Raw genomic sequence first — 23,571 nt, forward strand, 5'->3', positions numbered from 1 at the left:
CCGAAGGGGACCTGACATGAAACTGAACCTGCTGATGGGCGCCGCGATCGCGCCGATGATCCTGGCGCCGCTGGCCATGCCCGCCCATGCCGATGTCGACGCCGCCGCTGTGACCAGCGGGGCGGTCGCCGGCGACGTGATCTACGGCCGGGTGACCAACGCCGCCGGCGCGCCCCTGCCGGGCGCCGAGGTTCTGGTGCGCGGGACCAGCCAGCGGGCCGTGACCAACACCCAGGGCGAGTTCACCCTGCCGACCGCCAGCGGCGCCATGGTGCTGGAGGTCAACTATCTGGGCCTGCCCTCGACCAGCCAGGCGGTCGTGACGACGCCGGGCGAAGACGCCAATGTCGCCATCGTCCTGGGCGTCCAATCTGCGACCGACGTGGCCGATGTGATCGTTACCGGCGTCATCACCGACGGCGTCGCCCGTTCGCTGAACCAGCAGAAGAACGCCGACGGCACGGTCAACGTCCTGTCGGCCGACGCCATCGGCCGCTATCCCGACCCCAACGTCGCGGAATCGCTGCAACGCGTTCAGGGCATCGCCATCCAGCGCGACCAGGGCGAAGGCCGCTATATCAATGTGCGCGGCGCGCCGGCCGCCTTCACCGCCGTGTCGGTGGACGGGGTCGCCATCCCGGCCGTGTCGCCCACGACCCGCGCCGTCGATCTGGACACCCTGCCTTCGGACATCGTGTCCAGCGTCGAGGTGTCCAAGACCCTGACGCCCGCCCAGGACGCCGATTCCATCGCCGGCGCCGTGGACATCAAGACCCGTTCGCCCTTCGACAAGCGCCGCCTGGCCGTCAGCGGTTATGCGGGCGGCAGCTACAACGACTACGGTGGACAGGACTATCGTGCGGGCGCGAACGTCTCCAACGTCTTCGGCCCGGATCAGACCGTCGGCGCCCTGGTGTCGGTCAGCTTCTCCGAAACCAACCGCCGGCCGGACAACGTCGAGAACGGCTGGGTCCTGATCAATCGCAACGCCGCGCAGGGCGGCGGCCAGATCTGGGGTCTGGAGAACACCCTGTTCAAGGACTACGAGACCGAACGGACCCGCAAGGCCGTAACCGGCGCGCTTGAATGGCGGCCCAGCGACGCTATCCGCCTGTGGGTCAAGGGCTCCTACGCCCAGTTCCGCGACGACGAGTTCCGCAACACGCTGAACTTCACCTATAGCGACGGCACGCTGCAGCCGGGTTCGACCGACACCAGCGCGACCTTCGCCAACGCCCGCATCTACAAGCAACTGCGTCACCGCATTCAGGAGAACGACATCTCCACCCTGGTGCTGGGCGGCGAGCAGACGTTCGGCAATGGCGCGGTCTGGGACGGGGCCCTGTCGTTCGCCAACAGCAAACAGACCTATCCGCACCGCGACGAGCTGGTCTATCGCTCCAGCGCGACGGCTCTGTCCTACAACACGGCCGACCATTATCATTCGACCTATTCGGCCTTCAGCGAGCCGACCGGCTTCTATCTGAACGCCAACAACTACAGCTTCCGGGAAAACACCTTCCGCTCGAACACGACCGAGCAGGACGATGTGGCGTTCAAGACCAATCTGTCGCTGCCCACCGTCATCGGCGGCCGCGAGGTCGAGCTGAAGTTCGGCGCCAAATACAGCACCCGCGACATCACAGCCGATGAAGAGCGGTTCCGCGACCGGAGCGCGGCCGCCAGCTCCGGCGCCCTGGCCCCGCTGCTGAGCGATCGTCCGTCGCAGAACTACGACTACAATCTGGGTCTCAAGTTCGATGCGGGTCTGGTGACGGACTATTTCGACCGCGTCCGCGCGGGCTCGACCAATCCCGACCCGGCCGCGGGCGTGCGCCGCATTCCGCAGTCGATCACCGCCGACTATACCGCGCAGGAAGACATTCTGGCGGGTTACGGCCAGGCCCGGTTCGATATCGGCGCGACCAATGTGCTGGTCGGCCTGCGTGTCGAGAAGACCGACTTCGAAGGGGCGGCGATCAGTGTGGCCCTGTCGGGCGCCCAGAGCCCGGTCAAGGTCGAGCGCGACCAGACCGATTTCTTCCCGAACCTGACGCTGCGCCACAGTTTCAGCGATCAGTTGATCGGTCGTTTCGCCCTGACCCGCGCCATTTCGCGCCCGGACTACACCGATATCGTTCCGCGCGTTCTGGAAACCACCGACAGCGGCCGCACGACCGTGACGCGCGGCAATCCCGATCTGAAGCCGACCCTGTCGAACAACGTCGATGCGGGGCTGGAATACTATCTGCGTCCGCTGGGCGTCATTTCGGCCAACGCCTTCTACAAGGACCTGTCGAACTACCGCTTCACCCTGGTGACGGACGGCGTGCCCTATGTCACCCCGACCACCACGGTCGCCCAGGTCACCGAGGCCCGCAACGCCCGTGACGGCCATATCGCCGGCATCGAGTTCAACTGGCAGCAGACGTTCGACTTCCTGCCGGGCTGGGCGTCGGGCTTCGGCGTCTTCGCCAACTACACGCTGACGGATGCGGAGATCAAAACCAGCCGCGCCTTCGCCGGTCGCGACACCTTCGTGCTGCCGGGTCAGTCGGACGAGACCTATAACGCCGCCCTGTTCTACGAACGGTACGGCTTCAGCGCGCGCGTCACCTACACGCACCGCAGCGACTTCCTCGAGGCGATCGACGCGACCAACCCCGGCAAGGACCTCTATGTCGAGGGGCGCGGCCAGCTGGACTTCACCGCCAGCTACGACTTCGGCAATGGGGTGGAAGTGTTCGGCGAGGCCAAAAACCTGACCGACAGCGCGGGCGTGCGCTACTACGGCGTCAAGGAGAGGACCTACGAATACGAGAAGTTCGGCTACAACGTCTTCCTGGGCGTGCGTTTCAAGCTCTAAGCGCGCCGGTCAGACATGATCGAAGGGGTCGGGCGGCGACGTCCGGCCCTTTTTCGTGGTCTACGCCTCTGCAAATGGTCGAAACGCGGCCCCATATGGGCTCCAGCGGTTGACCCGTGCGGGGTCGGCGCTAGTGTCCGCGCGCCTTTCCCCGCGCGCCAGAAGACCAGAGGATACCATGGCCGAAGCCACCGCCGCCTACGACGTCGTCATCATCGGCGGAGGCCCTGGCGGCTATAACGCCGCGATCCGGGCGGGCCAGCTGGGCCTGAAGGTCGCCTGCGTGGAGATGCGTTCGACGCTGGGCGGCACCTGCCTGAACGTCGGCTGCATGCCGTCCAAGGCCCTGCTGCATGCATCGGAACTGTGGAACGCCGCCAATACCGAGTTCGCCAAGATCGGCATCGAGGTCCAGCCCAAGCTGCACCTGGACCAGATGCACAAGGCCAAGGACGACAGCGTCACGGCCCTGACCAAGGGGATCGAGTTCCTGTTCAAGAAGAACAAGGCCGACTGGATCAAGGGCAAGGGCAAGATCGTCGGCAAAGGCAAGGTCGAGGTGACCGCCGCCGACGGTTCGGTCCAGACGCTGGACGCCAAGAACATCGTCATCGCCACCGGCTCGGAGCCGACCCCGCTGCCCGGCGTCGCCTTTGAAGATGGAAAGGTGATCGATTCCACCGGCGCCCTGTCTCTGCCGGCCGTGCCCAAGAAGCTGATCGTCGTCGGCGCCGGCATCATCGGCCTGGAGCTGGGTTCGGTCTGGCGCCGTCTGGGCGCCGAGGTCACGGTGGTCGAGTTCCTGGACCGGATCACGCCCGGCATGGACACCGAGGTCGCCACTGCCTTCCAACGCACCCTGACCAAACAGGGCATGAGCTTCAAACTGGGCGCCAAGGTCACCGGCGCCAAGTCGGGCAAGGACGGGGTGGAACTGACCGTCGAGCCGTCGGCCGGCGGCGCCGCCGAGACGATCAAGGGCGATGTGGTGCTGGTCGCTATCGGTCGTCGTCCGTACACGGACGGTCTGGGCCTGGAGAGCGTCGGCGTGACGCCGGACAAGCGCGGCTTCATCGACCATGACCACTTCAAGGTGGCGGACGACGTCTGGGTGATCGGCGACGTGACCCACGGTCCGATGCTGGCCCACAAGGCGGAAGAAGACGCGGTCGCCGTGATCGACACCATTGCCGGCAAATACGGCCACGTCGACTATGCCCTGGTCCCCAGCGTCGTCTACACTTTCCCCGAAGTGGCCTGGGTCGGTCAGACCGAGGACCAGCTGAAGGCGGCCGGCGTTCAGTACAAGAAGGGTAAATTCCCCTTCACCGCCAACAGCCGCGCCAAGATCAATCACGAGACCGACGGCTTCGTTAAGGTTCTGGCCGACGCGGCGACCGACAAGGTGCTGGGCGTCCACATCATGGGCCCGCAGGCCGGCGAAATGATCCACGAGGCAGCCATCACCATGAGCTTCGGCGGCGCGTCAGAAGACATCGCCCGCACCTGCCACGCCCACCCGACCCGTTCGGAAGCCGTCCGCCAAGCGGCCATGGATGTCGAAGGCTGGATGATGCAGGCCTGATCCGAAACGGATCGACACTCTAAGCAAGGCCCGGACGGCGACGTCCGGGCCTTCGTCACATCAGGCCAGACCCTTCAGCCGATAAAGCGCCTCCAGCGCCTCGCGGGGGGTCAGTTCGTCGGGGTCCACGTCGCGAAGGGCCAGTTCTACGGGCGAGGGGCCGCGCATCGGTTCCGGCTCGGCGACGGCGAACAGGGGCAGGTCGTCAAGGCGGGCGGCGGCGGCCTTTTCGCCTTCCAGCCGGTTCAGCACCGAGCGGGCGCGGGCGACGACGGAGGCGGGGACGCCGGCCAGTTTCGCGACCTGGACGCCGTAGGATCGGTCGGCCGCGCCGGGCGCCGCCTCGTGCAGGAAGACCAGCTCGCCGTTCCATTCGCGCGCGACCATGGACAGGTTGCAGACGTGGTCCAGCCGCGTCTCCAGTTGGGCCAGCTCGTGATAGTGGGTGGCGAACAGGGTGCGCGCCCGGTTGGTCTCGTGCAGGGCCTCGGCCGTGGCCCAGGCGATGGCCAGACCGTCGTAGGTGGCGGTGCCGCGCCCGATCTCGTCCAGAACGACGAAACTGTGCGGCGTGGCCTGGGTCAGGATGGCGGCGGTCTCGACCATCTCCATCATGAAGGTGGAGCGGCCGCGGGCCAGGTCGTCGCCGGCGCCGACGCGGCTGAACAGCCGGTCCACCACGCCCAGCCGCATCGAGCGGGCGGGGACGAAGGCGCCGGCCTGGGCCAGGATCACGAGCAGGGCGTTCTGGCGCAGGAAGGTCGACTTACCGGCCATGTTCGGGCCGGTGACGATGGCCAGGCGCGATCCGTCCTGGCCCGACCCGTCCAGCCGGGCGTTGTTGGGGGTGTAGGGATCGCCGCCCGCCTTCACCGCCGCCTCGACCACCGGGTGGCGGCCGGCCTCGACGCAGAAGCTCAGGGTGTCGTCCACGATCGGACGGGTCGCACCGACTTCCTGAGCCCATTCGGCGAGGGCGGCGTGGGCGTCCAGTTCGGCAAGCGCCTCGGCGACGGCCTGCAGCGGCTGGGCCAGGCGGGCGGCCTCGCGTCGCCAGCCCTCGAAAGTCTCAGCCTCGATGGCGAGCGCCCGGTGGCCGGCCTGGCTGATCTTGGCGTCCAGCTCCGACAGTTCGACGGTGGTGAAGCGGACCTGGTTGGCCAAGGTCTGGCGGTGGATGAAGGGGCTGTCGGGCCCGGCGCGCAGCAGGCCTTCGGCCGCCTTGGCGCTGGTTTCGAGGAAATAGCCCAGGACGGCGTTGTGCTTGATCTTGAACGGCACGCCGGACTCGGCGACGGCGCGGGCCTCAAGATCGGCGACGACGCGGCGGCTGTCGTCGCGCAGGGTGCGGGCGGCGTCCAGTTCGGGGCGATAGTCGGGGCGCACATAGCCGCCGTCGCGCGCCAGATGGGACGGCTCGTCCACCAGGCCGTCGATCAGGTCGGCCTTCAGCCGCGAGACGTCTGGCGACAGGGTCAGGCGGTCCAGCGCCGAGGCGATGCGGCGCGGCTGGCCGGTCAGGGGATCGACCTGACCCACGAACAAGCCAGCGACGCCCTCGGCGATCGACAGGCCGGTGCGCACGGCGGCCAGATCGCGTGGGCCGCCCCGACCCAGCGCCAATCGCCCGACGGCGCGGGCGATGTCGGACGAGGCCTTCAGCGCATCGCGCAGGTCGCGACGCAGGTCGCGGCGCTCCAAGAGCCATTCGACGGCGTCGAGCTGTTCGTTGATGGCCAAAGGATCGCGCAGGGGCCGGGCGATGCGTTCGGCCAGGGCCCGGGCGCCGCCCGAGGTGACGGTGCGGTCGATGCAGGCCAGCAGGCTGCCCTCGCGCTCGCCGCGCTGGGTGCGGTCGATCTCAAGGCTGGCGCGGGTCGCCGGGTCGATGGCCAGAAAGCCGCTTTCGCCCAGACGGCGCGGCGGGGCCAGGGCAGGGACCTTGCCGGCCTGGGTCGTCTCCAGATAGGCGGCGATCAGACCCAGAGCCGAGACCTCAGCCTCCTCGAAGGCGCCGAAGCCGTCGAGCGCTGAGACCCCGTACAAGCGTTCAACGCGGGCGCGCGCGGCTTGGGGTTCGGCGATGGCCGAGGCCAGCGCTTGGACCACCCCGCCCGAGCCGTCCAAGGCGTCGCGCGTCGTCTCGTCCGAATACATCCGGTCGGTGACCAGGACTTCGGACGGGCGGAAGGCGGCCAGGGCCGCGCCTAGGTCTTCGATAGAACAGGCGACGCTGTCGACCGCGCCGGACGACAGCTCGACCACAGCGACGGCCGCCCGACCTTTACGCACCGCGACCGCCGCCAGACGATTGGCGCCGCGCGCGTCCAGCAGACTGTCTTCGGTCAGGGTGCCGGGGGTGACGACCCGCACCACGCCGCGATGCACCACGGCCTTGCCGCCGCGCTTCTTGGCCTCGGCCGGGTCTTCCAGCTGTTCGCAGATGGCGACCTTGTGGCCGATGCGGATCAGCCGGGCGAGATAGCCCTCCATCGCATGGACCGGCACGCCGGCCATCGGGATGTCCTCGCCTTGATGCTTGCCGCGCTTGGTCAGGGTGATGCCGAGCGCCGCCGCCGCGACCTCGGCGTCCTTGAAGAACAGCTCGTAGAAGTCGCCCATGCGGAAGAATAGGATGGCGTCCGGCTGACCCGCCTTGGCCGTCAGATATTGGGCCATGAACGGCGTCGCGCCTTCCAGAGAGGCGGCGATTTCCGGGGGATGAGAGACGGGCGCATTCATGTGGCGACAGGGTGACGGATCGCGCTCGGCGGCTCAAGACCGTTGACCGGCTCTTGCACAGGCTTGTCGGCCCTGCGATAGGCCGCGTCAGGCGGTTAAGGGAACACGGTGTGACGCCGTGGCTGTGCCCGCAACTGTAGGCGGCGAGAGCGTCGTCCGTCCGGGGTTTCGATCCCGGCGCCACTGGGAAACTGGGAAGGCGAGGACGGCGGTTTACGACCCGCAAGCCAGGAGACCTGGCCGCCGACGTCGCTCGCTCCTGTCCGGGACCAGACAGCAGCGCGGTTTCTCCGTGGAAGCGACCCGACCTTGCGCCGTCCAGACCTTCAGCGGTCTGGCGGGTCGGTTCGCTCATGACGGTCTCTCGCGCGCATTCGCGGGACCGAACACGGGGGTATCGCTCAATGAAGCGTTCCATTCTTCTTTCGACGGCCGCGATTGCGTCCGCCTTCGCCGCGCCTGCCTTTGCCGAGGACGCGACCCAGCTGGACGAGGTGCTCGTCACCGCCACACGCATCCCGGCCATCGTCGCCGACACGCCCGGCGCCCGCGTCATCGACGGCAAGACCATCGAACAGCGCGGCGCGATCTTCGCCGCCGACATCCTGGCCGATGTGCCGGGTCTGTCGGTGACGCGTTCGGGCGCTTTCGGCGGCGTGGCCCAGGTGCGGATGCGCGGTGCGACGCCCGGCAAGACCCTGGTCCTGGTCGACGGCGCGCCGGTCAACGATGCGGCCGAGCCGAACGGAGCCTATGACTTCTCCAGCTTCGAACTGGCCGATATCGCGCGGATCGAAGTGCTGAGCGGCTCGCAGTCGTCGTTGTGGGGATCCGACGCCATCGGCGGGGTGATCTCCTTCACGACGCAAGAAATCGACGGCCTGCGCGCCGAAGCCGAGGCCGGCAGCTTCGACACCGTGCGCGGCCGCTTGTCGGCCGGGGTCGCCAACGAGACCTACGCCTTCAGCGCCTATGCCTCACGGTTCGACACTGACGGGATTTCGGCGGCGGACGAGGCGGACGGCAACACCGAGGCCGACGGGTTCCGCAGCACGACGCTCGGCGCCAAGGGTCGATATCTCCTGTCCGATGCGGTCAAGGTCGATGGATCGGTGCGCTGGAACAAATCCAAGGCCGATATCGACGGGTTCCCGGCGCCGAACTATGCGTTGGCCGACACCGACGACACTCAGGAAAGCGAGCAGTGGTCGGGCTTCGGCCGGGTGACGGCCAAGGCGTTCGGCCTGACGCATCAGTTCAGCGTTTCGGCGTCGGATCTGGATCGCAGCTCGGTCAGCGGCGGCTTCGGCTCGACCTTCACCGGTGACCGTCAGGCCTATCGCTGGCAGGCGAACGGCCAGGCGCAGGATATCGACTATGCGTTCGGCGTGGAGCGGAACGAGGCCTCGGCGGCCCTGTCGTCGGGCCTGTCGCGCGACCTGTCGATCACCTCGGTGTTCGGCGTGGCCCAATACGATGTCGGCGCGCTGAACCTGACCGGCGGACTGCGTTATGACGACACCGACGATTTCGGCTCCAAGACGACGGGGCGGGTGTCGGCGGCCTATGATCTGGCCGGCGGCTTCATCCTGTCGGGCGCCTACGGCACGGGCTTCAAGTCGCCGACGGTCAGCCAGGCGGTCTGCGACTTCTGCTTTGCGCCTCGGCCCTATCCCGAGCTGAAGCCGGAAACGGCCGACAGCGTCGAGATCGCCCTGGGCTGGGCGTCGGCCGACGGTCGGTTCGACGGGCGGGCGACCCTTTATCGCCTGAACGTCGAGGACCAGATCACCTATTCGGCCGGTCGCTACATCAACGTCGCCAAGACGCGTTCGGACGGGTTCGAGCTGGAAGGCCGCGCCCTGCTGGGCGGCGGGTTCGACCTGACCCTGGCCTATGCCTGGACCGACGCGACGGACCGCACGACAGGCGCGCGCCTGCTGCGCGTGCCGGAACACGCGGGTTCGGCGACCCTGGGCTGGACGGGCGACCGTCTGTCCGGCGCGCTGACCGTGCGGGCGGAAGGCGATCAGGACGATTCGGGCGGCTTCTCGACCGTGGCGCGCGACGGCTTCGTCACCGCCAATCTGAACGCGGCCTATGAACTGACCGACCAGGTCACCCTGACGGCGCGGATCGAGAACCTGGGCGACGAACACTATCAGCAGGTGTTTGGATACGGCGAGCCGGGACGGTCCGGCTATGTGGGGATCAGGCTGCGCTACTGACCCGGGCGCGGGCGTCGGCGGTGAAGGCCGCCGGCGCCTCGAGCGCCAGAGCCGCCCAGTCCAGATTGGGGCAGGGCGCGTGGGCGGCGGCCAGGATGGCGCGCAGTTCGGCGGCGGAGGCGACGCTGGCCACGACCTTGTCGACGCCGGGCAGGGCCAGGGCGTACCCCAGAGCCGCCTGCATCGGATCGCAGCGCTGCTCGGCCAGACGCCGGCGGGTGCGCGACAGGGCCTGGGCATGACTGGCCAGTTCGGCGGGCAGATCGTCGCCGCCGGCGAACAGCAGGCCGCCGGCGAAGACCGAAGACAGATGAACCGAGGCGCCCGTGTCTGCGATGGCTTCCAGAACGCGGTCCTGCGCCGCGCGCTGGTCCAGCAGACTGCACGGCACCTGGACCACGTCGGCTTCCAGACGGCGGGCCAGAAGCGCGGGACCGTCCTCGATCGTGGCGCAGAAACCGATGCGGCGGAACAGGCCGCGGTCCTTCAGGCTGCGGGCGCGATCCCACAGGGCGCGGCCCTCGGCGCCGGCCAGATCGGCGGCGTTGGAAATCAGCAGAACATCGCCGCGCGGCAGGCCCATCCGCTCCAGCGAACGGCGAGCGCGGGCCTCGACCCGGTCCAGACCTTCGCTAAGCGGCACGGTGCGGACTGTGACCTGGAAGGGCGAGGGGAAGGGCCAGGCCTGACCCAGCAGGCGTTCGCCGTCGCCCTCGGGCCGGGTGGCGATCAGTTTGACCCCGGCGTCGGCTCCGGTTTGCAGCAGGAAACGCATGGCTTCTTCGCGGGCGCCGGACGGCGCGCTCATGAAGGCGCCGGGCGCGCGCTCGGGCTCGGTCACCACGGCGAGGGCCAGGCGATGGATGGGCGACGACGCCGAAGGTGTGGCGGGGGAATACGACACGCCCGACACTATGATCGCCAATGCTTAAGGGACGCTGAGCGAGACCTTAAGCGAACCCTACTTATCCACCGCTGATATGCGCACTGAGGCGAAAATCAGGCGTCGGCGTCAGGCTGCAAGTCCGGGTGGGCCGAGGCGAAGGCGAGGTGGGCCAGGGCGGTCTGTTCGACCGCCAGCAGGCGCGGCCAGGGCGACAGGTCCATGTTGAAGCGTCGTGCCGAATACATCTGTGGAATCAGATAGCAATCGACCAGGGTCGGGGCGTCGCCGAAGCTCCATCCGGCGCCGTAGCGGCCGACCAGCGCCTCCAGCGCGTCGAAGCCCGGCGTGATCCATCCTGCGGCCCAGGCGTCTACGGCGGCCTGATCGGCGTTGAACTCAGACCGGATGGCCTTCAACACGCGCAGATTGTTCAGCGGATGAATGTCGCAGCCGATCAGGGCGGCCATGGCGCGCACGGTCGCCCGCTCGTTTGCCGCCTTCGGCAGCAGGGCCGGTTCGGGGTGGGTTTCCTCCAGCCATTCCAGAATGGCCGGGCTCTGGGTCAGGACCAGATCGCCGTGTTGAAGCGCGGGGACCATGCCCTGCGGGTTCAGCGCCACATAGTCGGTCGCCTTCTGCTCGCCCTTGCGTAGGTCGTGAGCGGCGTTGGCGAAGGCCAGCCCCTTCAGGTTCAGGGCGATGCGAACGCGGTAGCTGGCGCCCGAGCGCCAATAGCCGTGCAGGATCATGGCTGGATCTCGAAGCTGAGCGTCTCCAGACCGTCGATGGTGACGACCACGCGGTCGCCCGCCTGAACCGGGCCGACGCCGGACGGCGTGCCGGTGAAGATCAGGTCGCCGGGTTGCAGCGACCATAGGGCGGCGGCCGCCGCGACGATCCGGTCGGGGTTCAGGATCATGTCGTTCAGGACGCTGTCCTGTCTGGTTTCGCCATTGACGCTCAGGCGGATGGCGCCGTCAGGCAAAGGCAGGGCGCCCAGGCTGATGGGCCCGCAGGGCGCGGATTGATCGAACCCCTTGGCGGCGTCCCAGGGACGGCCGGCCTTCTTGGCCTCGGCCTGAAGATCGCGGCGGGTCAGGTCGCAGCCTACGGCCCAGCCGATAATGGCGACCCCGCCGTCCTCACCCGGCCCGATCGCGGCGACCAGTTCGGCCTCGTAGTGCAGGTTCGCGGTCGCCGACGGATAGGATGGGTTTGCGCCGTCCGAGACGATGGCGTCGCCCGGCTTGGTGAAGAAGAAGGGCGTCTGCTTGTCGGGGTCCGACCCCATTTCGCGCGCATGGGCGGCGTAGTTCTGGCCCACGCACAGGATGCGGCGAACGGGGAACCGCTGGTCCGATCCGACGATCGGCAAGGACGGGGCGGGGCGGGGCGCGAACAGCCATTGGGTCATGGCGACCGTTCTAGTGCGGCGAAAAGCCCGTGGCGAGAGGCGCACGCCCGACCCAACTAAAGGAACCTCGTTGCGCATGTGGCGTTGCAACACGGGGTTCTCTATTCTACCGCCAAGCTTTCAACGGAGCGCGCACCATGGCCACCACCAAGGCCCGAGAAGACATCAAGGCCGACCTGAAGACCCTCAAGGAGGATCTAAAGACCGGCGCCCGCGAAGAGACCCAGCGCCTGCGCGACAAGGCCGCCGAGGCCGAAGCCAAGCTGCGCGCCAAGAGCGACGAAGTCCGCGAGCAGGCCCGCAGCTATTATGACGAGGCCCGCGTGAAGGGGCGCGAATATTACGACGACGCCGCCGAACGCTTCGACGAGGCGCAACGCTATGTCGTCGAACGCGTGCAGGAGCGTCCGCTGCAATCGACCGCCGTGGCGCTCGGCGTCGGCGTCATCCTCGGCATGCTGCTGGCCGGCCGCCGCCGCTGATGTTCAAGAGCATCGTCAAAAAGCTGGTGGCGACGGCCGTCGTCGCCGCCAGCGTCTTTCTGGCCGTCGTGTTTCTGGGCGTGGCCATCTTTTATGCGCTCAGCCTGACGCTGACGCCGCTCGGCGCGGCGGCCGTGACGTTCGGTCTGTTCGCCCTGGTCGCCCTGATCGTGGCGCTGGTCTTCCTGAAGGGCGACAAGCACGACGAGGCGGACGAAGAAGACGAGCCGGAAGGCCTGCTGGGCAAGATCATTCACATCGTGCGCGAGCGTCCGGTCGTCGGCGCCGTGGGCGGTCTGGGCGCAGCCTTCCTGCTGCTGCGCAACCCGGCACTGGCGGCGATCGTCGCCAGCATGGTCGCTGATCGCAAGATGGACCAAGGCGGCTATTCGCGTCGTCGCCGTCGATAGGCGATGGAACAGCCGGGCGACCCTGGCGTTGATGATGCAGACCGACGAACGGCTCCCGGGTCGCCGACGGCAACATCAACTCAGGAGAGCTAAACCCATGATGCGCTGGGCAATTATCTTCCTCGTCGTGGCCCTCGTCGCGGCCGTTCTCGGCTTCGGCGGCATTGCGAACTTCTCATTCGAGATCGCCAAGTTCGTCGCCGTCGTGGCCATTATCCTGTTCGTCATCGCCCTGGTGGCCGGCGGACTGCGTGGACGCGGCGCGCCGCGACTATAGCCTGAAGACACCAAGTCGAATGAGGGGCGGAGCCGAAGGCTTCGCCCCTTTTTCATGCGCAGCGCGGGCCAATAAGAAAGAACTTTACAACACAAAGCAAATGAGCGATGCTGCCTCAACGGTTCGAGGAGGAGAGCATCATGACCCGCGAGACCCAAGCCATTCAGGACGACATCGCCTATATGCGCAGCCTGGCCCACGAAGGGCGGCATGCGCCGCTTCTAGCCGGCCCGATCCTCGTGACGGCCGGCATCGTGTTCGGAACGACCAGTCTGGTCCAATGGGCCATCCAATCCGGCCTCGTGCAGCTCAATCCCTGGTCCCAGCTGTGGGTGTGGATCGTCGCAGCGGTCGTGTTCGCCGTCGCCCTGACTGTCCTGATCGGCCGCATCAAGACCAAGCCCGGGGTCAACTCCGCCGGCAACAAGGCGGTCAGCGCGGCCTGGGAAGGCGTGGGCTACGGGATCTTCGTCACCTGGCTGGCGCTCGTCGCTCTGTCCCTCAAGACCGGCCAGTGGTCCTGGATGGCGGTGATGCCGACAGTGGTCCTGGTCGCCTATGGTTCGGCCTGGATGATCGGCGCGGCCATGACAAAAACGCGCTGGATGTCCTTTACGGCGTTGGCTTCCTACGTCGGCGCCGTCGCCGTTGCCTGGTTCATGGGCAGCGCCACGATCTATCCGGTCTTCGCCGTGATCCTGTTGGCCGTGGCCCTGGTCCCGGGCATCGTCCTGATGCGTCAGGAACCGTCGGAGGTGGTCTGAGCATGGCCGACGACTTCGACATCAGCCGGATCGACGACGTCATTCACGGACGCATCCGGCTGGGGATCATGGCCTATCTGTCCGGAGCCGGATCGGCGGACTTCACCACCCTGAAGACCCGGTTGCAGACCACGGACGGCAATCTGTCGGTCCATCTGCGAAAGCTGGAAGAAGCGGGGTTCGTCGCCGTCTCCAAGAGTTTCAACGGGCGCAAGCCGCTGACTGAGGCCAGTCTGACTGATCAAGGACGCGACGCCTTCGTCGCCTATCTGGATGCGATGGCGGGCCTGCTGCCAGAGCGGTGAACATAGGCTAGAAGCGCGGTCATGACCGACCGCCTTCACGCCTTCGAGGCTATCGACAACTTTCGCGACTATGGCGACTACGCCACGGCGGCCGGGCGGCGCGTAAAGCCCGGCCGTCTGCTGCGTTCGGCCCATCACGCGCGGGCCAGCGAGGCGGACCTGGAGCGGCTGAGGGCGCTGGACATCGGGGCCGTGGTCGATCTGCGCCGCCCCGGCGAGCGCCGCGACCAGCCGTCGCGTCGGCCTGAAGGCTTCAGCGCGCAGATCATCGAGGGCGGCGTGGACGACGGCGCCGAGGCGCCGCACATCACCTTTCTGAAGACCGCCGACCTAACGCCGGACTCCGGCCGGCGCTTCATGACCCAGACCTATCGCAGTCTTCCGTTCGACCCGTCGCATCAGGATGTGTTCGGCCGCTATTTTCAGGCGCTGGCGGATCAAGACCGGCCCGTGGTGATCCACTGCGCGGCGGGCAAGGACCGGACGGGGTTTCTCGCCGCCCTGACCCACCATCTGCTGGGCGTGTCGCGCGACGACATGGTCGAGGACTATCTGCTGACCAACACCGCCGTCGATCTGGCGGGCCGGGCGCCCGGCATCGCCAAACAGTTGCACAGGATGACGGGTCGGGTCGCGTCGGACGACGCGATCGTCGCCTTCTTGGGGGTCGAGGCCGCCTATCTGGAGGTCGCCTTCGCCGAGGTCGAGGCGCGGCACGGCTCGGTGGACGCCTATCTGAAAGAGGCGCTGGGCGTCGATACGGCGCGTCGCGATCGGATCGTGGAGCGGCTGACCGCGTGAGCGAGGTTTTCAGCCACACCGTCACGCGCGACGCGCCCTGGATCGATCCGGTCGCCGTGGCGGCGGGTCTCGGCGGCGGCGACGGCGCCCTGGCCCTGTTGTCGGACGGCGGGCCGGGCGGTCGCTGGTCCCACGTCGCCCAGGCGCCGGACGTGGTGCGGATTGGCCCGGTAGATGAAGCTGCGCCGTTCGAGGCGCTGCGGGATCCGCTGTTTGCCGCCGGCGTCGTCGGTCTGGCCGCCTATGACGCGGGCGCCCGGCCGGCCACCGGACCGCGCGAAACGGTCTGGCCCGATCTGATGCTGGCGCGCTATCCCGCCATGCTGACTTTCGATCATCTTGAGCGCTCAGTGTGCGCCACGGGAAGAGGCGCGACGGCGGAGAGGGCGATGGCGGCGGCCGAGCGGGCTCTGGCCTGGCTCTCGACGGCCGCGCGGGTCGTGACGCCCTCTGCGCCGGCCGATCGTTTTGAGGCCGAGGCGCCGGCAAGCGCCTATCGCGACGCGGTCGCGGATGTGGTGGAGCGCATCGGGGCGGGGGAGCTGTTCCAGGCCAATATCGCGCGGGCCTGGTCTGGGGATTTGAGCCCTGGCCGAGATCCGTTCGAGGTGTTCCTGCGGCTGCAAAAGGAGCGGGCGTCGCCGTTCGGGGCCTATTGGCGGGTCGGGGATCGGGTGCTGGTGTCGAACTCCCCCGAACTGTTTCTCGCCTTCGATCCCGCCAGCCGCCACATCGAGGCGCGCCCGATCAAGGGCACGCGCGCGCGTGCGAGCGACCCCGATCAGGACCAAGCTCTGGCGAGCGAGCTTCGGGCCAGCCTCAAGGATCGAGCGGAAAACCTGATGATCGTGGATCTTATGCGCAACGATCTGGCGCGCGTGTCACGGCCCGGATCGGTTCAGGTGCAAACGCTGTTTGAAGTCGAACATCATCCGACGGTGCATCATCTGGTCTCGACCGTGACGGGGGAGGCCAAGACAGGGGTAGGGCCGGCCGAGCTGCTGGAGGCGACCTTCCCGCCCGGTTCGATCACCGGCGCGCCCAAGCATCAGGCGATGAAAGTGATCGCCGTGCACGAACCGCCGCGTGGGCCGTGGTGCGGTTCATTGTTCCTGATCGCGGACGGCGGCGCCCTGACCGCATCGGTCTTGATCCGAACCGCCGGTTTCGAACGGAAAGACGGCGTCTGGAAATATCGCACCCTCGCCGGCGCCGGCATCATCGCGGACAGCGATCCGGCCGCCGAAGAGGCGGAAACGGACGTCAAGATTTCAGCGATGCGACAGGCGTTGGTCGGGATGTAAGGGTCAGCAACCGCTGCAAGGTATCATTTCAACGGTGCGCGGTCGCAGATAGGCCATGCGGTTGAACTTGGTCACATAGGGCGCGACCCGGTCGAATGGTGATTTGTAATCATAAAAGGCTTCGGCAACGATCACTGACTCGCCGTTGGCGAGCATGTCTGAAGGGACCTTGGCCTGCGCGACCGTCAGTTTCGACGAGATGCCTTTTCCAACGCTCCAGTCCACCTTGTAGGTCGTCGCGTTCACGCGCGTGACGCTGCTGACGCGTTGGGTCAATGAAGACGAAGCAAACGGCGCCATGATCAGGTCGCCGATTGCGAACACATCTGTCAGGTCAGTTTTGCTTGTGCTGTCGCTCTGGGACACCAGGTCCGCCACCATCGCGGCGACGTGGCCAGTTCGTTTCAGCGCCATATAGCCCTGACAGAACTCCACCATGCTGAAATAGAACAAGATCAGGATTGGCGCGAGAAATGCGAATTCGACTGCGGCGATGCCGCGAGTGTCGCGTCCGTATGATCGAACGAATGAGGGGATGCGGAAGCGCGTCATTGCCACGGTTCATTGCGAAAAGCGGTCGTCGCCGTAAGCAAGACTTTGCCTGTTCCGATCCGAGATACCGCCTGGCTTAAAAGAGGCGTAGCGAGAGGATGTGCATACCAGATACGGACCAAAATCAGATCACCAGCCTTGCCGCCATTGTAGATGGTCTTTTTGTCATCCATGGCGTTATTGGTAATTGGATCCTCGACAGCCGGCGCGCTGAACTTGGGAATAACTCTCACATCCACGGTCATTCGACTGTCGCAGTCGGATTTGAATACGACCATCTTCGAGCAGACCTGGGCTTTGAACTTGGTCTTGTCGAAACCCTGCGCGTGAGCCTGGCCGGTGCGAATGAGACGGCCGCTATCCATGGCCGCCGTTTCAAGCACTGAATCCAGAACAAATACGACGCCTAACTCCAGGATCGAAAAGATCATCAGGAAGAAGGGTATGGCGACCATGGCGAACTCGACCGCAGCCGACCCGTCTCGCTTCCGCCTGAAGGGGCTGAAACGCGGCTTCAATGATCTCCGAGCGCGCATGGTTGAAGTCAGGGGGCTGTGGGCGCAGCAGATGCCGAGGGGGACCGGACGCTGGGCGTGCACGAGGCGCCGCAGGCCATCTCCGTCGCCTGAGCGCCCCGCCAGACCCGAACCGAACCGGTAGAGCCGCCTGTCACGACGATCTCACGCTGGAACAGGGTGCGGCCTACGCCGTCGACAGCGACCACTTCAGTGACGCCATAGCCCTTGCCGACGATGAACATGGTGTTGGCGTCGACCAGCGAGACATCTGCGATCTGGGGGTTGCCGACGATGATGGACGCGGCGGCGCCGCGAAGCTGAACGCGCGCCGAGCGATCGATCTCAACATTCAGCGCGCCGTCCTGGGCGCTGGCGACGACGGGGGCGACGATGAGGGCGGCGGCGATCAGGAAGGACGGGATGCGAGACATCGGCGGCTCTTGATATTGGCGCGTGCAGACGCGGACGCGCGCATGATGCAGCCGTGATCCTCAACAAAGGCTGAAGCGCCGATATGAGAATTTTCTTTGGTAAATCCTCGCGTAACCAAACCTCGTGACTCAGATTTAACGGGCCTCGTGCATTTTGATCCTGCGTTTGGGGGTCAAGCGGGCTACCGGCTCCCCCCGCCAAGTTGCTCGCTAGACCATTTGAAAAAGGAACTACCCATGACCAAGTTCATCTCGCGCTTCGCCAAAGACGAATCGGGCGCCACCGCCATCGAATACGGCCTGATCGCTGCTCTGATCGCCGTCGCCCTGATCACCGTGCTTGGCACCATGAGCGGCAGCCTGAAAGACACCTTCACGAAGGTCAGCACTGAGCTCGACACCGCGAACGCCGGCTAATCGCCAAACGTTCAAAGTCCTGAGAATGGGGCCGGGGCTGAAAAGCTCCGGCCCTTTTCTGCGGTCGAAACCCAACATTAAGTCCTGTCGCACAACATGCCGGTCATGGATATTCTGCTGCTCACCTTGCTCGGTGTCTTCCCGGCCCTGGTCGTCGTCGGGGGTCTGCACGACCTGATCACCATGAAGATTCCGAACTGGATCTCGTTGGCTCTGATCGGCGCCTTCTTCCCCATCGCCTTTCTGATCGGCGCCGCGCCGATGGATGTCGCCATCCATATCGGCATCGGGTTCGCGGCCTTGCTGGTCGGCATGGGCATGTTCGCCGCCGGCTGGATCGGCGGAGGCGACGCCAAGCTGCTGGCCGCCAGCTGTCTGTGGATGGGGATGAGCGGCGTCGCGCCCTTTTTGATTTACACCGGCATCGCGGGCGGGGCCTTCTGCCTGCTGCTGATGACCGCGCGTCAGTATTTTCCGATGGTCGCCCCGTCGGTGTCGCAAGGCTGGGTTATCAATCTGATGCAGCCCAAGGGCGATATTCCTTACGGCGTCGCCATCGCCATCGGCGCCCTGCTGGCCCTGCCTGAGAGCGGGCTGCTGCTGACCTTCGCCTCCGGTCGCTGACACCCCGTTGACCGGCGTTCGCGGCGCTTAGGAAGCGTTAACCCGCAAGGCCCATGATCGTTAACGGTAGGCGTCGGGGGATGAATCCGAAACGCAGCGCCTGCTGGAGACATCCTGGATGAAGCCCGCCCGCATCGTCGTCATCTGCATCGCCGCCGTCTCGGCCATCGGTCTGGCCCTGGTGGTCCGGGCCATGGGGTCGTCGTCGAACGAACCCACGACACCCGCCGCCGCCGCTCCCGTCGAAGTCCGTCCGATGGCCAAGGTTCTGGTCGCCGCCAAGGACCTGGAACCCGGCAAGCGTCTGGTGGAAGCTGACCTCGAATGGAAAGATTGGCCCGTCGATGAGGTCAATCCCGTCTTCATCACCGATGGCTCCACGCCGGTGCCCGCCAAACCCGCTGCGGAAAGCGCAACGGCGAAGGCGACGGACGCCGTGAACCGCGTCGCCAAGGCGGCCACGGAACTGGCCACGACCGGCGCCAAGTCCGACTATATCGGCTCGGTGGTCCGCGAACCCATTCTGGCCGGCGAGCCGATCGTGTCGCGCAAGATCGTGCGCGCCGGCGACAGCGGTTATCTGGCCGCCTATCTGGAGCCGGGCATGCGGGCGATGGCCATCGCCGTGACGGTGGAATCCGCCGCCGGCGGGTTCATCCTGCCGGGCGACCGCGTCGATGTGGTGCTGACCGCCGAAACAAACCGCGACGGCGCCGTTGAGGGCGCGACCAAGTCCAAGTTCGCCTCGGGCGTCGTGCTGCAGAACATCAAGGTCCTGGCCATCGACCAGGCGACCCGCGTCGGCGACGACGCCCAGGCCGTGGTGGGCGCCACCGCGACCCTGGAAGTCCGACCGCAGGACTCGGTTCTGCTGGCCCAGGCCAAGTCCGAGGGCGAACTGTCGCTGTCGCTGCGATCCTATGCCGACACCGCCGGACCATCCGGCGCCACGCGCCGCCCCGTTGCAGCCGTTTCCCAACCCCAGGCCGTGCGCATCTATCGCGGCGGCGCGCCGGAAGTGGTGGCCGTGCCATGAGGACCCAACCGATGCGCCGACCCACGATGCGCAAGGCCGCCGCCGCAGCCGCCTGCGCGCTGCTCGCCACCTTGGCCGCCGCCCCGGCCGGCGTCGCCCAGACCCGCGCCGCCGTATCGACGGGTGCGGCGCAGCGCCTGATCAACCTGCCGCGCGGCACCTCGTTCGCGGTGGATCTGCCGGCCGATGCGCGCGACGTGATCGTCTCCAATCCGCAGGTGGCCGAGGCCATGCTGCACTCGCCGCGGCGCATCACCGTCATCGGCATCGCGCCGGGAGAAACCGACGCCGTGTTTCTGGATGCGGCGGGTCGCACCATCCTGAGCTTGCGGGTTCGGGTGGACGCCGGCACCAGCGCACTTCAGGACACGTTGAGCCGCATCGCTCCCGGTGGGCAAATCCACGCGGAAGCCGTCAATGACAGCGTCATCCTGACGGGCGTTGCAGATAATCCCGCTCAGGCGGCACAGGCCGCGCGCGTCGCCGCCGCCTTCGTCTCAGCGCCTGAAAAGGTGATCAACATGATCAGCGTCGCCGGTTCCGACCAGGTGACGCTGCGGGTGCGCGTGGTGGAGGTGCAACGCAACGCGCTGAAACAGCTTGGCTTCAGCTCCGACATCTTAAAGGGCGCGGGCATCCATTCGTATGGCTTCAGCCGACCCAATACCTACGGCGTCAACGGATCAGCGGCCGGCGGAACGGGTCTGTGCTACGGTCAAAATGGCGGCCGGACGACTAACGTGTCGAACTCGAACACCACTTCCAGCCAGACCAGTTCCGGCGGAGCGTCGGCCAGTGGTCAACAGGCGACAAGCGGTTCCTTCCCCTCGACCGTCACCGTGACAGATGTCAACGGCAACGTGGTCCAGATTCCTGCGACGGCTATCGGTCAGTCCACTGTGTCATCTGGCTCTAGCAACACAATCACTAGCGCCATCTCCAACATTGCGTCGACCGCCTTCCAAACGCTGACGGGCACGAATGCGAGCGGCTGTCTTGAGGCCTTCGAACGCGTGGGATTGGCTCGGACGCTGGCCGAACCCAACCTGACGTCTGTGAATGGCGAAGCGGCGAACTTCCTGGCCGGCGGCGAGTTTCCGCTGCCGACGGGACGTGACCGGGATGGCAACATCACCGTGATCTACAAGCCCTATGGCGTGGGCCTGGCCTTCCGACCGGTGGTGATGTCCGGCGGTCGCATTTCCTTGCAGGTGAAGGTAGAGGTTTCAGAACTAACGGCTCAAGGCGGTTTCACCATCGGCGCCGGCACGCCCTCGTCCATCACACTGCCGGGTTTGACGGTCCGCCGTAGCGAAAACACCGTGGAACTGCCATCGGGCGGATCGATGATGATCGCGGGGCTGCTTCAGGAAACTACGCGCCAGACGGTGGACTCTCTGCCGGGGGTGACCAACCTGCCGGTCCTGGGATCGCTGTTCCGATCGCGCGATTATCTGATGGGCGAGACCGAGCTGGTCGTCATCGTCGAGCCCTACATCGTCAGCCCGACGTCGCCTGATCGGATGCAGACGCCGGCGGACGGCCTGCGCATGGCCAGCGACAGTCAGACCATTTTCTTCGGCCAGTTGAACCAGGTCTATGGGCTGCCGAATGCGGCCCCCGCCGGTTCGGTCGGCTATGTGATCGAGTGAGCACCTCCATGACTCGCACCCTGATTGCCACGCTTCTGACGGCCACGGCCCTGGCGCTCGGCGCCTGTGTCGGCGGCCCCGCTAGTCTGGGCGGCGAGCCGCCGCTGACGCCGACCTCACGCTACCAGCTTCAAGTCGAGCCGGATCTAGACCGGATCGCGCTCGCGGTTCACGACAGCGGCCTGTCGCCGGCGCAGAATGGCGCGCTGCAGGAGTTGGTCAGACGCTATCGCTACGTCGATGCCGTGCCGATGGTGATCGAAGCCCCGGCCGGAAACGATGCGGTGGCGCTGAAGACCGCTTATGACGTTCAATCGGCCCTGGCAGCCTATGGCGTATCGCCGGACCGGATCACGCTCGTCAGCTACGCCGCGCCGGATCCGCGCGCGCCTGTGGTCGTGGGCTATCAAACGATCCGCGCGGCGGTGCCGCGATGCGGCGCGAACTGGGGCAATCTGAGCCGGACAGGCGACAATCAGTCGGCATCGAACTTCGGATGCGCCGTGACGGCCAATCTGGCGGCCCAGATCGAAGATCCTCGCGACATCCAGCGGCCACGCGCCATGACGCCGGCGGACGCCGGGCGCCGCACCGTAGTGTTCGATGCCTATCGCGGCGGCAAGCCGACATCGGCCGAGCGCGAAGACCTGATCCGGGATACCGCCGTGTCCCGCGCGGTGAACTGACCCATGAGCACAGCCCCAGCCCCTCGCGAGTTCGACAGCTTCGACGACGCGTTCGATGTCGATATGGAATTCGCGCCCCCGGTTGACGACGTCGCCGCGCCGCGCAGCCCGCTTCAGTTCACGCCCGCGGCGTCGGCGATGCCGGCCGGGGCGGCGCCTCAGCCCCAATCGCCGCCTCATGCTGCGCCCTTGGCGCCTGTCCCGGCCGCCCCAGCCTATGCGCCCGACGCCGCCGGCTTCAATCCGGTCGGTGACGTGGTCGCCCAGGCGCAGGCCAGTCTGATGGACACGGGTCTGGCCTTCACCGGTCTGGCCCCCGCCAGCAACATCGGCGAAGTCTCGGTGCCGCGCATCGCCATCCATGTCTTCGCCGAACGGCAGGACACCCTCGCCTCGGCCGAGCGAGCGGCTCAGGACCGTCGCCTGTCGCGCGCCACGACCCAGATTCGTGTCGGCGGCGTCGCTGCGGCCGTCGAGACCTATCAGCATGAGCCGACGCCGCCGCTGATCATCGTCGAGTGCCTGAAGGACCCGCAGACTCTGCTGTGGGAAGTCGATCAGCTGGCCGAGGTGTGCGACGCCGGCACGAAGGTCGTGGTGATCGGCGCGACCAACGACATCATTCTGTTCCGCGAGCTGATGCGGCGCGGGGTCAGTGAATATCTGGTCGCGCCGTTACAGCCGCTACAGCTGATCGCGGCTATTGGCGGCCTGTTCAACGATCCGGCCCAGCCCTTCGTCGGGCGTACCATCGCCTTCGTCGGCGCGCGGGGCGGGGCGGGAGCCTCGGCCGTGGCGCACAACACCGCCTATGCAATTTCCGAGCGGATCGGCGCCAATACGGTGATCGTCGATTACGACCTGCCGTTCGGCACCGCCGGCCTGGACTTCAACCAGGACCCGCTGAACGGCGTCGCCGACGCCTTGGGCCAGCCCGACCGGCTGGACTCGACGCTGCTGGACCGGATGATGGTCCGCTGCACCGACAAGCTGAGCCTGTTTGCGGCGCCCGCCAGCCTCGATACGGACTGGGACATCTCGACCGAGGCGTTCGAGGAGGTCACCAACCAGATCCGCGCCACGGCCCCCTTCGTCGTGCTGGACCTTCCGCATCTGTGGTCGCCGTGGATGCGCCGCACCCTGATCAGCGCCGACGAGGTGGTGGTCGTGGCAACGCCGGACCTGGCGTCCCTGCGCAACGCCAAGAACATGATCGACCTGATCCGTCAGGGCCGCCCCAATGACGCGCCGCCTCGCCTGGTGCTGAACCAGGTCGGGGTGCCGGGGCGCCCCGAGATCCCGGCCAAGGACTTCGGGGCGGCGCTCGGCGTGCATCCCAGCCTGATCATTCCGTTCGACGCCAAGACCTTTGGCGCGGCCGCCAACAACGGCCAGATGATCCTGGACGCCGGCGCCAAGACCAAGTCGGCCGAGGCCTTCCAGACCCTGGCCCAGATCGTGTCGCGCCGCGAACTACCGATGGTGGCGGGACCCAAGGCCAAGCCGGCGAAGGCTGGCAAGGCGGAGAAGGCCAAGCCGGCGGATGGGGCGTCGAAATCCCTGTTCGCCAATATGTTCAAGAAGCGCTGAC

23 protein-coding genes and 1 riboswitch are annotated in these 23,571 nt (G+C 66.7%); of the genes, 16 read left to right on the top strand and 7 right to left on the bottom strand.

Features of this window, described 5'->3' with window-relative positions:
- Positions 1-16: 16 nt before the first annotated feature.
- Positions 17-2,866: a TonB-dependent receptor gene (locus tag KAK88_RS03165; RefSeq protein WP_242077843.1), complete on the top strand. Its 2,850-nt coding sequence runs from the start codon at positions 17-19 to the stop codon at positions 2,864-2,866.
- A gap of 178 nt (positions 2,867-3,044) precedes the next feature.
- A complete protein-coding gene (gene lpdA / locus KAK88_RS03170; RefSeq protein WP_242077844.1) occupies positions 3,045-4,451 on the top strand; it encodes a dihydrolipoyl dehydrogenase in 1,407 nt (468 codons plus the stop codon).
- A 60-nt stretch (positions 4,452-4,511) separates the two neighbouring features.
- Here lpdA and mutS read toward each other — a convergent pair whose 3' ends face one another.
- Positions 4,512-7,193 (bottom strand): DNA mismatch repair protein MutS, encoded by a 2,682-nt coding sequence (gene mutS, locus KAK88_RS03175; protein WP_242077845.1) that lies wholly within the window; start codon positions 7,191-7,193, stop codon positions 4,512-4,514.
- A gap of 50 nt (positions 7,194-7,243) precedes the next feature.
- Positions 7,244-7,452: riboswitch (cobalamin riboswitch) on the top strand.
- Positions 7,453-7,597: 145 nt separating this feature from the next.
- Between mutS and KAK88_RS03180 the strand changes: the two genes are divergently transcribed.
- On the top strand, positions 7,598-9,421 hold the full coding sequence (locus KAK88_RS03180) for a TonB-dependent receptor plug domain-containing protein (RefSeq protein ID WP_242077846.1): 1,824 nt from the start codon (positions 7,598-7,600) through the stop codon (positions 9,419-9,421).
- On the opposite strand, the gene KAK88_RS03185 is transcribed toward KAK88_RS03180, so the two are convergent.
- The 3 genes from KAK88_RS03185 to KAK88_RS03195 all read right to left on the bottom strand — a co-directional run bounded on the left by KAK88_RS03185 (position 9,405) and on the right by KAK88_RS03195 (position 11,721).
- On the bottom strand, positions 9,405-10,325 hold the full coding sequence (locus KAK88_RS03185; RefSeq protein ID WP_242077847.1) for an aldo/keto reductase: 921 nt from the start codon (positions 10,323-10,325) through the stop codon (positions 9,405-9,407). The genes KAK88_RS03180 and KAK88_RS03185 overlap by 17 nt on opposite strands.
- A gap of 95 nt (positions 10,326-10,420) precedes the next feature.
- A complete protein-coding gene (maiA, locus tag KAK88_RS03190) occupies positions 10,421-11,056 on the bottom strand; it encodes a maleylacetoacetate isomerase (protein ID WP_242077848.1) in 636 nt (211 codons plus the stop codon).
- The gene (locus tag KAK88_RS03195) at positions 11,053-11,721 is read right to left on the bottom strand and encodes a fumarylacetoacetate hydrolase family protein (protein ID WP_242077849.1); all 669 of its coding nucleotides are present in this window, start codon (positions 11,719-11,721) and stop codon (positions 11,053-11,055) included. The genes maiA and KAK88_RS03195 overlap by 4 nt, the downstream gene beginning before the upstream one ends.
- 137 nt (positions 11,722-11,858) lie before the next feature.
- Here KAK88_RS03195 and KAK88_RS03200 point away from each other — a divergent pair, with 137 nt between their 5' ends.
- From KAK88_RS03200 to KAK88_RS03230, 7 genes are all read left to right on the top strand, one after another.
- Positions 11,859-12,203 (top strand): DUF883 family protein, encoded by a 345-nt coding sequence (locus KAK88_RS03200; protein WP_017506144.1) that lies wholly within the window; start codon positions 11,859-11,861, stop codon positions 12,201-12,203.
- Positions 12,203-12,613: a hypothetical protein gene (locus KAK88_RS03205; protein ID WP_242077850.1), complete on the top strand. Its 411-nt coding sequence runs from the start codon at positions 12,203-12,205 to the stop codon at positions 12,611-12,613. The genes KAK88_RS03200 and KAK88_RS03205 overlap by 1 nt, the downstream gene beginning before the upstream one ends.
- A 100-nt stretch (positions 12,614-12,713) precedes the next feature.
- Positions 12,714-12,890 (top strand): DUF1328 domain-containing protein, encoded by a 177-nt coding sequence (locus KAK88_RS03210; RefSeq protein WP_425340941.1) that lies wholly within the window; start codon positions 12,714-12,716, stop codon positions 12,888-12,890.
- Between the two features lie 140 nt (positions 12,891-13,030).
- Positions 13,031-13,654, top strand: a complete 624-nt coding sequence (locus KAK88_RS03215) for a hypothetical protein (protein WP_242077851.1) — start codon at positions 13,031-13,033, stop codon at positions 13,652-13,654.
- 2 nt (positions 13,655-13,656) lie between these two features.
- Entirely contained in the window at positions 13,657-13,959 is a 303-nt protein-coding gene (locus KAK88_RS03220) for a winged helix-turn-helix domain-containing protein (RefSeq protein ID WP_039243973.1), read from the top strand.
- 21 nt (positions 13,960-13,980) lie between these two features.
- Positions 13,981-14,760: a tyrosine-protein phosphatase gene (locus KAK88_RS03225; RefSeq protein ID WP_242077852.1), complete on the top strand. Its 780-nt coding sequence runs from the start codon at positions 13,981-13,983 to the stop codon at positions 14,758-14,760.
- Entirely contained in the window at positions 14,757-16,064 is a 1,308-nt protein-coding gene (locus KAK88_RS03230; RefSeq protein WP_242077853.1) for an anthranilate synthase component I family protein, read from the top strand. Before KAK88_RS03225 ends, KAK88_RS03230 begins: the two co-directional genes overlap by 4 nt.
- Positions 16,065-16,067: 3 nt before the next feature.
- On the opposite strand, the gene KAK88_RS03235 is transcribed toward KAK88_RS03230, so the two are convergent.
- From KAK88_RS03235 to KAK88_RS03245, 3 genes are all read right to left on the bottom strand, one after another.
- Positions 16,068-16,616 carry a TadE/TadG family type IV pilus assembly protein gene (locus KAK88_RS03235; protein ID WP_242077854.1) on the bottom strand — a complete coding sequence of 183 codons (549 nt, stop codon included), beginning with the start codon at positions 16,614-16,616 and terminating at the stop codon, positions 16,068-16,070.
- Complete coding sequence (locus KAK88_RS03240) at positions 16,613-17,071, bottom strand: TadE/TadG family type IV pilus assembly protein (protein ID WP_228763588.1); 459 nt, start codon at positions 17,069-17,071, stop codon at positions 16,613-16,615. The genes KAK88_RS03235 and KAK88_RS03240 overlap by 4 nt, the downstream gene beginning before the upstream one ends.
- Before the next feature lie 89 nt (positions 17,072-17,160).
- Positions 17,161-17,565 carry a pilus assembly protein N-terminal domain-containing protein gene (locus KAK88_RS03245; RefSeq protein ID WP_153922870.1) on the bottom strand — a complete coding sequence of 135 codons (405 nt, stop codon included), beginning with the start codon at positions 17,563-17,565 and terminating at the stop codon, positions 17,161-17,163.
- A 237-nt stretch (positions 17,566-17,802) separates the two neighbouring features.
- Between KAK88_RS03245 and KAK88_RS03250 the strand changes: the two genes are divergently transcribed.
- From KAK88_RS03250 to KAK88_RS03275, 6 genes are all read left to right on the top strand, one after another.
- Positions 17,803-17,982, top strand: coding sequence for a Flp family type IVb pilin (locus tag KAK88_RS03250; protein ID WP_091750715.1), 180 nt, complete (start codon positions 17,803-17,805; stop codon positions 17,980-17,982).
- A 105-nt stretch (positions 17,983-18,087) separates the two neighbouring features.
- On the top strand, positions 18,088-18,606 hold the full coding sequence (locus tag KAK88_RS03255; RefSeq protein WP_194943522.1) for an A24 family peptidase: 519 nt from the start codon (positions 18,088-18,090) through the stop codon (positions 18,604-18,606).
- 118 nt (positions 18,607-18,724) lie between these two features.
- Positions 18,725-19,642 (top strand): Flp pilus assembly protein CpaB, encoded by a 918-nt coding sequence (gene cpaB, locus KAK88_RS03260; RefSeq protein ID WP_153922872.1) that lies wholly within the window; start codon positions 18,725-18,727, stop codon positions 19,640-19,642.
- Between the two features lie 11 nt (positions 19,643-19,653).
- On the top strand, positions 19,654-21,294 hold the full coding sequence (locus KAK88_RS03265) for a type II and III secretion system protein family protein (RefSeq protein ID WP_242077855.1): 1,641 nt from the start codon (positions 19,654-19,656) through the stop codon (positions 21,292-21,294).
- An 8-nt stretch (positions 21,295-21,302) separates the two neighbouring features.
- Positions 21,303-21,980, top strand: coding sequence for a CpaD family pilus assembly protein (locus tag KAK88_RS03270; RefSeq protein ID WP_242077856.1), 678 nt, complete (start codon positions 21,303-21,305; stop codon positions 21,978-21,980).
- A gap of 3 nt (positions 21,981-21,983) precedes the next feature.
- A complete protein-coding gene (locus KAK88_RS03275) occupies positions 21,984-23,570 on the top strand; it encodes an AAA family ATPase (RefSeq protein WP_277928820.1) in 1,587 nt (528 codons plus the stop codon).
- Position 23,571: the final 1 nt, after the last annotated feature.

It is taken from the genome of Brevundimonas diminuta (assembly GCF_022654015.1).
Classification (GTDB): Bacteria; Pseudomonadota; Alphaproteobacteria; order Caulobacterales; family Caulobacteraceae; genus Brevundimonas; species Brevundimonas diminuta_C.